Raw genomic sequence first — 14911 nt, forward strand, 5'->3', positions numbered from 1 at the left:
AGCGAACGTCGCGACTCAGACCACGGGGGTCGGAGTGGGACCGCCGGGGGTGACCGAGACGGCCGAGCCGGAGGAGATCATGTTGGCGAGTGCGGTGAGCAGCGCCGCGCTTCCGGTATCCATTACAGGCGTTCCTTTCGAATCCAGGTCAGACGGTCGGCTTGGTGGGCTCGTAAGCCAACGATGACCCGCCGGCGAGGAAACCGAGAATCTGGGCGATGAGCGCCGTGGTGGCTTCATCCATGAGGACGTTCCTTTCGAACTACACGACGATCGAGCCGTCGACAAACCGCTACTACCCGGCATTCCGGGGACGGTGAGGCGAATGTTACCCACGGCTGTTTCACTTCGTGGCGCTTTCGGAAAGTCCCTGCCGGAACGTCTCGAGAGGACGGTAGCCCGGCTCAGCGCAGCGCGGCCGCCTTTCGCGCCAACCGCTTGGCCGCGGTCGTCTCCGCCGGCGCCTTCTTCGCCGCGGGGGCAGCTTTCTTGGCCGCCTTCTTCGCGGCGGGCTTCTTCGGCGCGGGCGCTGCCAGCACCTCCTTCAGGAACTGACCGGTGTAGCTGTCCGACACCCCGGCGATGTCCTCCGGTGTGCCGGTGGCGACCACCGTACCGCCGCCCGAACCGCCCTCGGGGCCCATGTCGATGACCCAGTCGGCGGTCTTGATGACGTCGAGGTTGTGCTCGATGACGATCACCGTGTTGCCCTTGTCGACCAGTCCGTTGATCACCTTGAGCAGTTTGCGGATGTCTTCGAAGTGCAGGCCGGTGGTCGGCTCGTCGAGGATGTAGACCGTCCGCCCCATGGACCGTTTCTGCAGCTCGGCGGCCAGCTTCACGCGCTGGGCCTCACCGCCGGACAGGGTCGGCGCACTCTGGCCCAGACGCACGTAACCCAGGCCGACCTCGACGAGGGTCTTGAGGTAGCGGTGGATCGAGGTGATCGCCTCGAAGAAGTCGGCCGCCTCGTCGATCGGCATGTCGAGGACTTCGGCGATGGTCTTGCCCTTGTAGTGCACCTCGAGGGTTTCCCGGTTGTACCGAGCGCCGTGGCAGACCTCGCACGGGACGTACACATCGGGCAGGAAGTTCATCTCGATCTTGAGCGTGCCGTCGCCCGAGCAGGCCTCGCAGCGGCCGCCCTTGACATTGAACGAGAACCGCCCGGGCTGGTAGCCGCGCACCTTGGCCTCGGTGGTGGAGGCGAACAGGGTGCGGATCTTGTCGAAGACGCCGGTGTAGGTGGCCGGGTTCGAGCGCGGCGTGCGCCCGATCGGCGACTGATCGACCTGTACCAGCTTGTCGAGGTTGTCGAGACCGTTGATCCTGGTGTGCCGACCCGGCACCTGGCGGGCGCCGTTGAGCTTGTTCGCGAGAACGGTGGCCAGGATGTCGTTGACCAGGGTCGACTTGCCCGAACCGGAGACACCGGTGACCGCGGTGAGTACACCCAGCGGGAACGCCACGTCGACATTCTGCAAATTGTGTTCGGTGGCGCCCACGACGGTGAGCTTGCGCTTCTTGTCGATCGCGCGCCGCACCAGCGGCAGCTCGATCTGCTCGCGGCCGGAAAGATAAGCGCCGGTGAGCGATTCGGGCTCGGTCAGCAGCTCCTCATAGGGGCCGCTGTGCACCACGCGACCACCGTGCTCGCCCGCGAGGGGGCCGATGTCGACCACCCAGTCCGAGGCGCGGATGGTGTCCTCGTCGTGCTCGACGACGATCAGCGTGTTGCCCAGCTTCTTCAATCGCAGCAGCGTCTCGATGAGCCTGCGGTTGTCGCGCTGGTGCAGGCCGATCGACGGCTCGTCGAGAACATAGAGGACACCGACCAGACCGGACCCGATCTGGGTGGCCAGCCGGATGCGCTGGGCCTCACCGCCGGACAGGGTCGCGGCGGCCCGCGACAGCGTCAGGTACTCCAGGCCGACGTCGAGCAGGAAGCCGAGCCGGGCCTGGATCTCCTTGAGCACCTGACCGGCGATCGCGGTCTCACGCTCCCCCAGCGTGAGCGCGTTCAGGAACTGCGCGCAGTCGCCGATGGACAGCTCACTGACCTCGGCGATCGACTTGTCGGTGCCGTCCGAGGCCAAGGTGACGGCCAGGATCTCCGGGCGCAGCCGGGAGCCGTTGCAGACCGGGCACGCCACATCACGCATGTACCCGTCGTAGTGCTCTTTCATCTGCTCGGACTCGGTGTTCTCCATGCGCCGCTGCAGAAACGGCATCACGCCTTCGAAATCGGCGTAATAGGAGCGCTTGCGGCCGTAGCGGTTGGTGTAGGACACGTGCACCTGGTCGGAGCTGCCTTCCAGCACCGCCTTGCGTGCCTTCGCGGGCAGATCGCGCCACGGGGTGTCCATCGAGAAGCCGACCGCCTCGGCCAGCCCGGAGAGCAACCGGTTGAAGTACTCGGCGGTCTGCCCGCGCGACCACGGGGCGATCGCGCCGTCGGCCAGGCTCAGGTCGGGGTCGGGCACCACCAGTTCCGGGTCGACTTCCTTGCGGATGCCGAGGCCGGTGCAGTCGGGGCAGGCGCCGTAGGGCGAGTTGAAGGAGAACGAGCGGGGTTCGAGGTCCTCGATGTCGAGGGGGTGCCCGTTGGGGCAGGCCAGGCGTTCGGAGAAGCGGCGTTCCCGGTCGTGGGCGTGCTCGTCGCGATCGACGAAATCGAGCACCACGATGCCGTCGGCCAGGCGCAGCGCGGTCTCGATCGAGTCGGTGAGGCGCTGCTTGGAGGCGGCCTTGACCGAGAGACGGTCGACGACCACCTCGACGTCGTGCTTCTCCTGCTTCTTCAGCTTCGGCGGATCGGTGAGCGGATACACCACGCCGTCCACCCGCACGCGCGAGTAACCCTGGGTCTTGAGCTGGTCGAACAGGTCGACGAACTCGCCCTTGCGGGTGCGCACCACGGGCGCCAGCACCTGGAACTTGAGACCGTCGTCCATGGCGAGTACCTGGTCGACGATCTGCTGCGGGCTCTGCTTCTCGATCAGCTCGTGGCAGACCGGGCAGTGCGGCGTGCCCGCGCGGGCGTAGAGCAGGCGCAGGTAGTCGTAGACCTCGGTGATGGTGCCGACCGTGGACCGCGGGTTGCGGTTGGTCGACTTCTGGTCGATCGACACCGCGGGCGAGAGCCCCTCGATGAAGTCGACATCGGGCTTGTCCATCTGCCCGAGGAACTGACGCGCGTAGGCCGACAGCGATTCGACGTAGCGACGCTGCCCCTCGGCGAAGATCGTGTCGAACGCCAAGCTCGACTTCCCGGAACCGGACAGACCGGTGAACACGATCAGGCTGTCGCGCGGCAAATCCAGGTCTACACCTTTCAGGTTGTGTTCCCGAGCTCCGCGCACAGTGAGGCGTTCCGCCACCTGGTGAATCCCTTCTCCATCGTCATCCGCCGACCGGACATAATCCCCCGCTGACAATGCTAGGCGTGGGGTCCGACAAGTTTCGGTGTGCGACCGCGCGGACCCGTCGGCCGGGCGCGCTGCGCAGGGGACGTGGCATATCTCGTTCGCCGACCGGCCCCGCAACCGACAGGCGCGGATTATGTTGGAACACAAGGGTGGATCGTTCGACATGATGAAGGAGCCGGCGTGCTCGAGGTGTTCCTGGTCGACGACCACGAGATCGTGCGGCGCGGATTGATCGACCTGCTCGAAGGTGATCCAGAACTCACTGTGATCGGTCAGGCAGGCGGTGTCGCCGAGGCGATGGTGCGCATCCGCGAGGCCCGCCCCGATGTCGCGGTCCTCGACGTGCGGTTACCCGACGGCAACGGCATCGAGCTGTGCCGCAACCTGCTGGCCGAATTCGACGACCTGCACTGCCTGATCCTGACCTCGTTCTCCGACGAGCACGCCATGCTCGACGCCATTCTGGCCGGCGCCAGCGGATATGTGGTGAAGAACATCGACGGGATGAAACTGGCCGACGCGATCAAGCAGGTGGGCGCGGGCCACTCGCTGCTCGATACCCGCGCCGCCGACGCCCTGCGCGCCCGGCTGCGCCGCAGCGCCGAACCCTCCGGGCCGCTGGCCGGGCTCACCGACCAGGAACGCCGACTGCTCGAACTGCTCGGTGAGGGTCTGACCAACCGCCAGATCGCCGCGCGCATGTTTCTCGCGGAGAAGACGGTCAAAAACTACGTCTCGCGACTGCTAGCGAAACTGGGGGTCGAACGCCGCACCCAGGCGGCCGTCCTGGCGACGAAGCTCCGCGAACCGTGAGGGTTCAGGACGGGACGACGATGGTGAGGTTGCCGTCGTAGCGGCGGTAGAGCAGGTTGCCGCGGCCGGTGTGGCTGTCGGTGAAGAACAGGTAGGGCAGCCCGGCGGCGCACAGCGCGTCGGAGGCCTCGTCCTCGGCGAAGACGGGAGCCGCGTCCTGCACCACCCGGACCGGCATCGCGCTCGCGGTCAACGGCAGCTCGGCCGAGGAGTCCGCCGCGGCGGTGAGCCGCTGCCTGGCCAGCGCGACGCCGTGCGGGTCGGCCCACGTGACGATGGCGTCCTCACCGGTATCGGCGTCGGTGAACAGGTAGGCGTCGTAGTCCATCGCGTCCAGGACGGTGCTGGCTTCCAGCGGCGTACCGGTCATCAGGGCACAGTCCTTGCGGCGGATGATCGGCCGCGTCTCGGTGATCTGCGCCAGCGGCCGACGGGCCGGGTCGGGCCACGCGCCGCGCGCTTCCTTGCCGGCGCGGCGGGCGAGCTGACGGTCGAGCCGTTCGGCGGCGAAGGTGACCGCGAAACCGCCGGGGCCGGTGACCTGGACACGGGTGAAGGTGTCGTTGGTACGGATGTTGGCCTGCACCAGGGTCGGCTCGTCGTACCCCTGCGGCGCGGTGACACGCACCCTGGCCGGACTGTCGAGATGATGCCTGCGCATCACGCGGGTGATGGCGCGAACAGCACGGGTGACGTCCTGGGCCGGCACTTCGCCACGCGTGGTCACGGCGAGCTCCGGGTCCGCGGCGGTCGTCCAGTGCTGGGTGCTCGACAACGAATTCATCATGTGCCCCACTTCTCGATCCCAATTCCCGGTGCCCAATGCCACCACTACCGCCGGTGCGAGTGAAGGGCCGAAAGTCCCCTCATTGCGGACTAGACTTTGCTTCGACTCACTCGAGGAGCTGCGAAGACGGGGTACTGCGATGGCGAACGACGGTCGGGGCGGCCGCTATTCGGCTGACCAGACGGTGTCGCGGCAGATGTTGCGCAGCCTGCTCGGCGAGGTCGCCGATCGGGTCGAAGTGATGATCGGTTCGCGCGATCGGATGGACGGCCTCGTCGAGGCCATGCTCACGGTCACCGCGGGTCTGGACCTGGACGAAACCCTGCGCACCATCGTGCGGACCGCGATGAACCTGGTCGACGCCCGCTACGGCGCGCTGGCGGTGCGCGGCCACGATCATCAGGTCGCGCAGTTCATCGACGAGGGCATGCCGGATCAGATCCGCGACCGGATCGAGCGATTACCCGCGGGCCACGGCGTACTCGGCGCGGTGTTCGCGCACAAGGCGCCGCTGCGGCTGGCCGATCTCACCCAGCACGAATCCTCGATCGGGTTTCCGGCGGGACATCCGCCGATGCACACGTTCCTCGGTGTGCCCGTACGCATTCGGGACGAGGTGTTCGGCAGTCTCTATCTGACCGAGAAGTCCGACGGTCAGCCGTTCACCGAGGAAGACGAAGTCCTGGTGCTGGCGCTGGCGGCCGCCGCGGGCATCGCGGTCGACAACGCGCGCCTCTACGAGCAGGCACGCACCAGGCAGGCGTGGATCGAGGCGACCCGCGATATCGCGACGGAATTCCTGGCCGGTACCGAATCCGATCGGGTGCTCGGCCATGTGGTCGATCACGCGCGCGGGCTCACCGGATCGCATCAGGCGTTCCTCGCCTCGGTGCCGGTGCCCGACGAATTGCCCGGCGAGATCAGCGAATTGGTGGTCACCCAGTGGACCGGCCCCGATGCGGGCCAGGACTGGCAGACCATCCCGATCGCGGGGACGGTGGTGGGCGACGCCTTCAGCAGACGCACACCGCTGCGCTTCGACGACGTGTCGAAGGTGACACTGGGCGTCGAGTTCCCCGTGGCCGAATTACCCGGCGCCGGACCGGCTCTCGTGCTGCCGCTGTGCACCCCCGATGCCACCCTCGGCGTCCTGGTGACGTTCCGGCCGCCGGGTTTCGCGCCGTATTCCGACGAGATGCTCGAGCTGACGGCGGCCTTCTGCGATCAGGCCGCGCTGGCGGTGCGGCTGGCCGACGCGCAGCAGCGGATGCGCGAACTCGACCTCGTCGCCGACCGCGACCGGATCGCGCGCGATCTGCACGACCATGTGATCCAGCGCCTGTTCGCGATCGGTCTCACCGTGCAGGCGACCCTGCCCAAGGCGGTGGTACCCGAAGTGCGGCAACGGCTTTCGACGGTGATCATGGATCTGCAGGAGGTGGTGCAGGAGATCCGCACCTCCATCTTCGATCTGCACGCCAGCGGCTCCGGTCACAGCGAAGGGCTGCAGCAGCGCCTCGAGGTGGCGATCCGGCGCCAGACCTCCGACATCGCCCTGCGCGCGACGATCCAGGTGTCGGGCCCGCTGTCGGTACTCGATCCGCAGCTGGCCGACCACGCCGAGGCGGTGGTGCGCGAGGCGGTGAGCAACGCGGTGCGCCATTCCGGTGCCGACACCGTCGCCATCGTGATCGAGGTGGCCGACGATCTGGTGATCACGGTGTCCGACAACGGCTGGGGCATTCCGAACCACGTCATCCGCAGCGGGCTGCGCAATCTCGAGCAGCGCGCGCAGGAGGCAAGCGGGTATTTCGAGGTCGGTCCGGCGAAACGCCCCGACGCCGACGGCAACCACCCCGAGATGCCGGGCACACAGCTGCGCTGGGCGGTGCCACTGCCCCAGGACGCGCCGACGACCGGCGGGTTCGCCCTCGCCGCCGGACCCGAGACGGGCGAGGACTGAGTCAGGCCGCGGCCAGGACCACGGCGGCGTTGTTGCCGCCCATTCCCAGCGACAGTTTCAGCGTCGGGCCGTCGAGCAGCGGGGTCGGGCCGTTGAGCAGCCGCGGGTGCGCGGGCGCCACAGTCGGCGCCGACGCGACGATGCCGCGCTCGTAGGACAGGGCGATCGCGGCGACTTCGACCGCCGCGCAGGCGCCTTGACAGTGCCCGGTGAGCGGTTTGAGCGCGGCGACGGCGGGCCGGTCGTCGAAGACCGTGCGCAGCACGTCGCGTTCGGCGGCATCGCACTGCCTGGTCCCGGTGCCGTGCGCGTTGTAGTACGCCAGGTCGCCGGCGTCGATCCCCGCGTCGGCCAGTGCGCGCCGGACACACGCGATGATCTGGGCGTGGCTGGGATCGACCGAGACGACATGGAAGGCGTCGTTGGTCATCGCGCCGCCGAGCAGCCGCGCATAGGGCCGCTCGACCGCGTCGGTGAGCAGCAGCGCCACCGACGCCTCGGCCATGGTGAAACCGAGGGTGCCCTCCTGAAAGGGCCTGCAGGCGGTGAACGGGTCGGCATCGGCGATCGCGGCACCCAGACCGACGAAATGTTCGAGCATGTCCGGGGTGGCCGACAGGTCGGTCGTGATGCACAACACATCGTCGACCAGACCCGCGTCACGCCACATCTTCGCCGTCAGCAACGCGACATTGCCCGAACTGCACGCCGCCGACACGTTCATCGCGGGCCCGTGGAAACCGAACTCCTGCATCACCACCGAAATGGGTGTCGACGGCAGCATCCGCAGATAGTCGCGTGAGCGCCGGTGGCCCTCGTCACGACGGTAGAAATCGCGCCAATCGGCGACATCGCCCAGCGTGAACGCGTGCACGAGGCCGACGGTTCGTCCCTCCCGGCGCCACCCGCGTTCCTGCGCGTCGGCGACCGCCTCGGCGGCCGCGGCGAACACGGCACGCCCGAACAGACCGGTTCCGTAGGCCACGTCACCACCGTCGGGAATCAGCCCGACCCAGGCGTGCTGATCACGTCCGGGCCCGTAACCGGGGTACAAACGGGCTGCCGGTTTGCACCCCAACAATCCCTGCCACAGGAATTCCCGACCCCACCCGTAACCGGAGACAACACCCATGCCGGCGAGCGACATAGAATCGAGGCGGTGGGTCATGCCGCCCGTGAGCACATCCAGCGTCACATCGCTCCTCGCGGATCTTCATGAAGGATCACCAGACTAGTCCGGTATGCCGTTCGCAGACCAGGCCGAGATCGGGGGTTTCGCAGTGGGAGAAGGAAGGACCGACGCGGCGAGCGCCGAGCAGCTCGCGCAGCGCTACCGGTCGCTGGTCGAACACACGCCCGATGCCATCTGTGTGCACGAGTCGGGGACGATCGTCTACGTCAATCCGGCCATGGTTCGCCTGCTCGGCGCCCGTTCGGCCGACGACCTGCTCGGCTTGTCGATCACCGTCTTCGTCCATCCCGATTCCATCGCCCCGATGCTCGAACGGATCGACCAGCTCACCGCCGAGGGATCGGCCTCGCCGCCCACCGACATGGATCTCGTCCGGGTGGACGGGCGCACGGTGCCGGTGCAGACCGTGTCGGTGCTCACGGTGTGGCAGGAGAAGCTCGCGTTCCAGGTGGTCGTGCACGATCTCACGGCCCAACGCGCCGCGGAGGCGTCGGCGCGGCAGGCGGAGGCGTATTTCACCACCGTGGTGTCGCAGCTGGAAGAAGGCGTGCTCGTCGTCGATCGGCGCGGTCGCCTCGAATCGATCAACCCCGCAGGCAAACGCATACTCGGCATCGCTGCGGAGGCCGAGCCGGTACTCGGACTGCACATCGACGAACTGCCCATGAAGATGCTCGACCGCGACGGTCGGCCACTCGCGCCCGACCAGCATCCGATGGCGCGCACCCTCGCGACGGGAGAGGCGGTGACCCAGTTCATCTTCGGGGTCGAGCGCACCGACGGGCAGCTGGTATGGCTGTCGTGCAACTGCCGGTTACTCAATCCGGACAGCCCGGAGTCGGCGGGGGTGTCCTCGTTCGCCGACATCACCGCGTTCCGGGCCAGCAAGCGCCAGCTCGAGTACCAGGCCACCCATGACGCGCTGACCGGGCTCGCGAATCGTTCCCTGATCCTGTCGCAGCTGTCGGCGGCGCTGGCCGACGACGGCGGCACTCTGATCACCACGGTGCTGTTCATCGACCTCGACGGCTTCAAAGCGATCAACGACACCCTCGGGCACGCCATCGGCGACACGGTGTTGCAGATCGTCGCCCAGCGGTTGCAACAGGCGCTGCGCGCCGAAGACCTGGTCGGGCGGCTGGGTGGCGACGAATTCCTGGTGCTGCTGGCCGGTCATCCGCAGCGTGCCGACCTGCCCGCCCTGGTGGAGCGCCTGCGCGTGACGATGGCGGAACCGATCATCGCCAGCGGTCACCGTCTCGAGGTGAGCGCCTCGGTCGGCATCACCGAACTCGGCCCGCACGAACGCCGCACCCCCGAAGCCGTGCTGCACGACGCCGACCTGGCGATGTACCGCGACAAGCCGTCGGCCCATCGTGAGCTCGGTCTCGGTCAGAATCGACGCTCGAACAACACCCACGCCTCCTGACAGACTGGTCGGCGTGATCGTCGAACACGCGCTGTTACCCGTTCGCCCCGGCGCCGCCGCCGCTTTCGAAGCGGCCTTCGCGCAGGCGTATCCGATCATCGCGGGAATGCCCGGTTTCGGTGGGTTGTCGTTGTCGCGCTGTGTCGAGCGGCCCGACTGCTTCCTGTTGCTGGTGCGCTGGGAGCAGCTGGCCGACCACACGGTGAGATTCCGTGAGTCACCGGAATATCAGCGCTGGCGTGCGCTGTTGCACCACTTCTACGAGCCTTTCCCGGTGGTCGAACACTTCACGCCGGTCCTCGGCGACGAAGTCTTCCCGGTCGCGGCGGCCCTGCCCGCGGACACGTAGACTCGACAACTCTGTTCTCAACGCGGTGACAAAGGAGTCCTGTTTTGCCCGACCGCCTCGCCGACGCCTCCCCGGCCGCGCACAACCGCGAAATCGAACAGGAGCAGCAGTACCTCTCGGTGCTCTACGACCGGCTCGACGGCATGCGCGACTACGCGCAGAACCGGCTCAAGACTGTGCTCCTCGAATCCGGTGGCACGCCGCAGGCGCGCAGTGAGCGCGAGTCCTTCACCCAGCTCTACAACGAGGACCTGTCCAAATACGACGCCGCCGAGCACGGTCTGTGCTTCGGCCGGATCGATCTGGAAGGCACCGAGGACGCGGCGCGCTACATCGGCAGGCTCGGCATCCTCGACGAGGACAACGACTACGAGCCGCTGCTGCTCGACTGGCGCGCTCCGCTGGCCCGCCCGTTCTACCTGGCCACCACCGCCAATCCCGAGAACGTCACCCGGCGCAGGCACATCCGCTCGCGCAACCGCGCGGTGACCGCGATCAACGACGAGTACCTCGATCTCGATGCCGCCGAGCGCGACGGTGTGGTCGGCACCGATGACGGCGTCGGTGGCGAGAGCGCGCTGCTGTCGGCGCTCAACGCCGCCCGCACCGGGCACATGAACGACATCGTCGAGACGATCCAGAGCGAACAGGACGCGATCATCCGCTCCGAGCACAAGAGCGTGCTCGTGGTGCAGGGTGGGCCGGGCACCGGCAAGACCGCCGTCGCGCTGCATCGCGCGGCCTTCCTGCTCTACACCTATCGGCAGCAGCTGGCCAAGAGCGGCGTGCTGATCATCGGCCCGAACGCCACCTTCCTCGACTACATCGGCCAGGTGCTGCCCTCACTCGGTGAGACCGGAGTGCTGCTGTCGACCATCGGCGACCTGTACCCGGGCGTGAAGGCGGTGCGTGAGGATTCGCTGCGCGCCGGGGAGATCAAGGGCTCCCTGGACATGCTCGAGGTGCTCAAGCAGGCGGTGCGCGACCGTCAGGAAGTGCCGTCGGAGCCGGTGCGCCTGGCGTTCGACGGCTATCCGGTGACTCTGGACCGCAAGATCGCGACCAGGGCGCGCGGACGGGCCCGTTCCTCGCGACGCCCGCACAACCTGGCCAGGCCGATCTTCGCGTCCTCGGTGATCGACGCGCTCACCGACCAGCTCGCCGCCACGATGGGCGCCGACCTGTCCGGTGGCACGAGCCTGCTCAGCTCCGCCGACCTCAGCGAGATCGGCGACGAGATGCGGGCCGACCCGCACGTGCAGGCCGCGATCAGCGCGCTGTGGCCGGTGCTCTCGCCCCAGGAAGTGCTCGCCGACCTGCTCGCCGACCCGGCGCGGCTGGACCGTGCCGCCAAGACCCTGAGCCCCGACGACCGCGCCGAGCTGGTGCGCTCCGACGACGGCACCTTCGGCGCGGCCGACGCCCCGCTGCTCGACGAGCTGGCCGAGCTGCTCGGCGTCGACGACACCGAGGAACGCGAACGCTCGCGCCGCCGGTGGCGAGCCCAGATCGAGGAGGCCCAGGACGCGCTCGACATCCTCACGGGTTCCGCCCCGCAGGACATCGAGGACGAACTCGATCCCGAGATCCTGATGGCCTACGACCTGATCGACGCCTCCCAGCTGGCCCAGCGCCAGGAATTCGGCAACCGGCAGACCACTGCCGAACGCGCGGCGGGCGACCGGACCTGGACCTACGGTCACGTGATCGTTGACGAGGCACAGGAACTCTCGGAGATGGCGTGGCGAATGGTGATGCGGCGCATCCCGAATCGCTGGATCACCGTCGTCGGCGACGTCGCCCAGACCGGTGATCCGGCCGGCGCGTCGTCCTGGCAGCGGGTGCTGGAACCGTATGTGGCACAGCGCTGGAAGCTCACCGAGCTCACGGTGAACTACCGCACTCCCGCCGAGATCATGGCGGTCGCGGCCGATGTGCTCGCCGAGATCGATCCGGGCACCAAGGTGCCGCGTTCGGTTCGCGAGACCGGCAATCCCCCACGCGCCTACCGGGTGTTGCCCGCCGACGTCGCGAGCGAGGTGGCGCGGTTGCTCGAGGCCGAGAACGGTCCGGGCACCTCCGCGGTCCTCGCTCCCGCCGCCTCGGTGCCCGAATTATCCTCGCTGGCAGGTGAATCCGTTCAGGTACTCACCGTGCACGATGCGAAGGGCCTCGAGTTCGACCGGGTGTACCTGGTCGAGCCGCAGGCGATCCTGGACGAGTCCCCGCGCGGTCTCAACGACCTCTACGTCGCACTGACCCGCGCGACCCAGCGACTGGCCGTGGTGCACACCGAGGACCTCCCCGCGGTGCTGTCCTCGTTGGGATAGTCGTCACCGGCCGGTGCTGCCTCACGCGAGCAAGCCGGTGACCAGCGCCGCCAGCCCGGCGGCGTAGGTGCTCTCGGCGTCGAATTCGGTCCAGCGGGAACCGATCTCGGCCAGCCGGGGTAGCTGCTCGGGGTCCAGGTCCGCGAAGACCTCCGCGCGGTAGGTCGGCCCTTCCTCGGCGCGCCGCACCGCCCTGCCGGTGACGATCAGCTCGCCTGCGGTGTAGTGCCAGATGGCGCGGTACGCGGCCACCGCGCGCTCGACGGTGAGGCCCGCGGTGATCGCCGCGTCGATGATGGTCTCGGGGAACCACAGCGCCGAGCGGCCGAGCAGATCGCCGTCGGCGAGCACGTCCACGATCCAGGACTGGGCCGCGAGCGCGTCTCGCATCGCAGTGGCGGCCACCAGGATCCGCTGCCGCGGGTCGGCCGGGAGCTCAGGCCAGGCGATCGCGTCGGCGTAGTCGTCGAGCAGTAACCGCAGCAGGTCCTGCTTGTCGCGGACGTGATGGTAGAGCGCCATCGGGGTGCAGCCGAGTTCGGTGGCGAGCCTGCGCATCGTCAGCTTCTCGACGCCGTCGGCGGCGATCACCCGGTGCGCCGACGCGACGATATCCGCGCGGGACATGCGCGCGGGTCTGCCCGTGCGCGCTGGTTGATCCGACTGCGAGGTGGGCATGGCCCCATCTTGCCCATGCGAAGCCCGGGTATGGACAAGGGGTCGCGGTGGAGTTAGTTTTTATACGTGTATAAAAACACTTCTCCTCCTCGTCCCGGCACCGCGCTGGTCGCGGTCGCCATCGCACAGTTCGTGATCGCCCTCGATATGGCGGTCGTGAACGTGGCGCTTCCTTCGATCGGCGACGCACTCGGCTTCGCACCGCTCGACCTGGCCTGGGTGGTGCACATCTACGCCCTGACCTTCGGCGGTTTCCTGCTGCTCGGCGGCAAGGCGTGTGATCTCTACGGGCGGCGCAGGCTGTTCGCGGGCGGGCTGCTCGTCTTCGCGATCGCCTCGCTCGCAGGCGGATTCGCGCAGGAACCATGGCAACTGGTGGCCGCGCGCGCCGTGCAGGGCATCGGGGCCGCGGCCATCGCCCCGGCCACACTCGCCACACTCACCACAACGTTTCCCGAAGGACCCGCCCGCGTCCGAGCGCTCGGCGTCTGGGGCGGGGTCAACGCCGCGGGTGGCGCGCTCGGCGTGCTCGTCGGCGGACTGCTCACCGAGTACGCGAATTGGCGCTGGGTGATGCTGGTCAATATCCCGATCGTCGCGATCGCGCTGCTCGCCTTGGCCAGAGGCGTACCCGCCGACGCGCCGACGGGTACGCGGGCGCGGCTCGATATCGCCGGTGCGCTGCTGGCGACGGGCGGTATCGGACTACTCGTCACCGGCGTGATCCGCACCGATCACTACGGCTGGGCTTCGACCGAGACTGGCGTGACCCTCGCCGTAGCGGCAGGGTTCCTCGCGGGTTTCCTCGTGGTCGAGACACGCTCGGCGAACCCGCTGTTGCGGCTGAGCCTTTTCACCAACCGCTGGGTGAGCGGCGCGAACCTGTTCGTCTTCTGCGCCGCCGCGGGCCAGTTCTCCGCCTTCTACCTGGTGTCGCTGTATATGCAGCAGGTGCTGCACATGAACGCGGGGGCCACCGGGGCCGCCTTCATCCCGTTCTCACTGTGCGTCATCGTCGGCACCCTCGCCGCCACCCGGATGGGCGCCCACTTCTCCCCCAGGCCATTGCTGGTCGGGGGCGGTCTACTCACCGCGGTCGGCATCGGCTGGTTCGCACTCATCAGTCCCGACGGCGATTTCGTCACCGACGTTCTCGGCCCGTCGATCGTCGGCGGCATCGGGCTCGGACTCTGCCTCGCCCCCGTCGCGGCGGCGGCCGTCAGCGGCGTGGCCCCCGGTGAAGCCGGCATGGCCTCCGGCGCCTTCAACAGCGCCCGCCAACTCGGCGGCAGTGTCGGCGTCGCCGTACTGGCCACCCTCGCGGCGGGCCGCACCGGCGCGAGCGCCGATCCGGTCGCGCTCAACAACGGCTACGCCTTCGCGTTGGCGATCGCCGCTGCGCTGTTCGCCGCTGCGGCGGTAGTCGCGGCCACCGTCCTACCCACCCGGCTGGACCGCACCGAAAACCCGGTCCGCGAGGACATTCCCGCAGTAACCCCATGAAAGGAACTCCGATGACACCCATCGATCTGTTCGCCCGCGCCCTGCACTTCCAGCCGCACGGCACGGTGCGATCGGGCGAGCGACGAATGGCCGACGCGTCGGGCGGCTGGCAACTGGCCACCTTCCACGTCGACACCGACGCCGACGTCCATGCCGACCACTGGGAGATGCACCCGTCCGGTGAGGAAGCGGTGTGCTGCCTCGCCGGTTCGCTGCGGCTCTACCTGCGACCGGAGAGTCAGGGCGAGGCGGAAACCGCGGTGCGGCTCACGACAGGAACCGCGTTCATCGTGCCGCGCAACCGCTGGCACAGAATCGAACTCGACGAGCCGTCCGACATCATGTCGATCGGGCTGCGCGGCGGCACCCGGCAGGAGCCCGTCGCAGGCTGAGCGGTGAGTACTGCCGAAAAAGGTCGAGGGCGCCGGTTTCCCGGCGC

11 protein-coding genes are annotated in these 14911 nt (G+C 68.3%); 7 read left to right on the top strand and 4 right to left on the bottom strand.

What is annotated here, in order from left to right; translation table 11 throughout:
• Window positions 1–404: 404 nt before the first annotated feature.
• Window positions 405–3380 carry an excinuclease ABC subunit UvrA gene (gene uvrA, locus ACFULV_RS27460; protein WP_378661527.1) on the bottom strand — a complete coding sequence of 992 codons (2976 nt, stop codon included), beginning with the start codon at window positions 3378–3380 and terminating at the stop codon, window positions 405–407.
• Window positions 3381–3608: 228 nt separating this feature from the next.
• Between uvrA and ACFULV_RS27465 the strand changes: the two genes are divergently transcribed.
• Window positions 3609–4241, top strand: coding sequence for a response regulator transcription factor (locus tag ACFULV_RS27465; protein ID WP_056824462.1), 633 nt, complete (start codon window positions 3609–3611; stop codon window positions 4239–4241).
• A gap of 4 nt (window positions 4242–4245) precedes the next feature.
• Here ACFULV_RS27465 and ACFULV_RS27470 read toward each other — a convergent pair whose 3' ends face one another.
• Window positions 4246–5028 carry a sigma 54 modulation/S30EA ribosomal C-terminal domain-containing protein gene (locus ACFULV_RS27470; RefSeq protein ID WP_378637062.1) on the bottom strand — a complete coding sequence of 261 codons (783 nt, stop codon included), beginning with the start codon at window positions 5026–5028 and terminating at the stop codon, window positions 4246–4248.
• 139 nt (window positions 5029–5167) lie between these two features.
• Between ACFULV_RS27470 and ACFULV_RS27475 the strand changes: the two genes are divergently transcribed.
• Window positions 5168–6991 (top strand): GAF domain-containing protein, encoded by a 1824-nt coding sequence (locus ACFULV_RS27475; protein ID WP_378661530.1) that lies wholly within the window; start codon window positions 5168–5170, stop codon window positions 6989–6991.
• Between the two features lies 1 nt (window position 6992).
• On the opposite strand, the gene ACFULV_RS27480 is transcribed toward ACFULV_RS27475, so the two are convergent.
• Window positions 6993–8138: a beta-ketoacyl synthase N-terminal-like domain-containing protein gene (locus tag ACFULV_RS27480; protein ID WP_378661563.1), complete on the bottom strand. Its 1146-nt coding sequence runs from the start codon at window positions 8136–8138 to the stop codon at window positions 6993–6995.
• Between the two features lie 94 nt (window positions 8139–8232).
• On the opposite strand from ACFULV_RS27480, the gene ACFULV_RS27485 reads away from it, so the two are divergent.
• From ACFULV_RS27485 to ACFULV_RS27495, 3 genes are read left to right on the top strand one after another with little or no spacing between them, the layout of a single operon-like run.
• Window positions 8233–9612, top strand: coding sequence for a diguanylate cyclase domain-containing protein (locus ACFULV_RS27485; protein WP_378661533.1), 1380 nt, complete (start codon window positions 8233–8235; stop codon window positions 9610–9612).
• A gap of 13 nt (window positions 9613–9625) precedes the next feature.
• Window positions 9626–9961 (top strand): antibiotic biosynthesis monooxygenase family protein, encoded by a 336-nt coding sequence (locus tag ACFULV_RS27490; protein WP_378661536.1) that lies wholly within the window; start codon window positions 9626–9628, stop codon window positions 9959–9961.
• A 44-nt stretch (window positions 9962–10005) separates the two neighbouring features.
• On the top strand, window positions 10006–12291 hold the full coding sequence (locus tag ACFULV_RS27495; protein ID WP_378661539.1) for a HelD family protein: 2286 nt from the start codon (window positions 10006–10008) through the stop codon (window positions 12289–12291).
• Window positions 12292–12312: 21 nt separating this feature from the next.
• Here the strand turns inward: ACFULV_RS27495 and ACFULV_RS27500 are convergent, their stop codons facing one another.
• Complete coding sequence (locus ACFULV_RS27500) at window positions 12313–12969, bottom strand: TetR/AcrR family transcriptional regulator (protein ID WP_378661542.1); 657 nt, start codon at window positions 12967–12969, stop codon at window positions 12313–12315.
• A 66-nt stretch (window positions 12970–13035) separates the two neighbouring features.
• Between ACFULV_RS27500 and ACFULV_RS27505 the strand changes: the two genes are divergently transcribed.
• Both ACFULV_RS27505 and ACFULV_RS27510 read left to right on the top strand, forming a co-directional pair.
• The gene (locus tag ACFULV_RS27505) at window positions 13036–14472 is read left to right on the top strand and encodes an MFS transporter (RefSeq protein ID WP_378637077.1); all 1437 of its coding nucleotides are present in this window, start codon (window positions 13036–13038) and stop codon (window positions 14470–14472) included.
• A gap of 11 nt (window positions 14473–14483) precedes the next feature.
• Entirely contained in the window at window positions 14484–14864 is a 381-nt protein-coding gene (locus tag ACFULV_RS27510) for a cupin (RefSeq protein ID WP_378661545.1), read from the top strand.
• Window positions 14865–14911: the final 47 nt, after the last annotated feature.

Origin of the sequence: Nocardia sp. NPDC057272, from assembly GCF_042668615.1 — a bacterium.
Taxonomy (GTDB): domain Bacteria; phylum Actinomycetota; class Actinomycetes; order Mycobacteriales; family Mycobacteriaceae; genus Nocardia.

Bases quoted from the DNA above. Each gene is read 5' to 3' on its own strand.
- ACFULV_RS27470 (WP_378637062.1), bottom strand. From the start codon at position 5,028: ATGATGAATTCGTTGTCGAGCACCCAGCACTGGACGACCGCCGCGGAC.
- ACFULV_RS27485 (WP_378661533.1), top strand. From the start codon at position 8,233: ATGCCGTTCGCAGACCAGGCCGAGATCGGGGGTTTCGCAGTGGGAGAA.
- ACFULV_RS27475 (WP_378661530.1), top strand. From the start codon at position 5,168: ATGGCGAACGACGGTCGGGGCGGCCGCTATTCGGCTGACCAGACGGTG.
- ACFULV_RS27510 (WP_378661545.1), top strand. From the start codon at position 14,484: ATGACACCCATCGATCTGTTCGCCCGCGCCCTGCACTTCCAGCCGCAC.
- ACFULV_RS27480 (WP_378661563.1), bottom strand. From the start codon at position 8,138: ATGTCGCTCGCCGGCATGGGTGTTGTCTCCGGTTACGGGTGGGGTCGG.
- ACFULV_RS27500 (WP_378661542.1), bottom strand. From the start codon at position 12,969: ATGCCCACCTCGCAGTCGGATCAACCAGCGCGCACGGGCAGACCCGCG.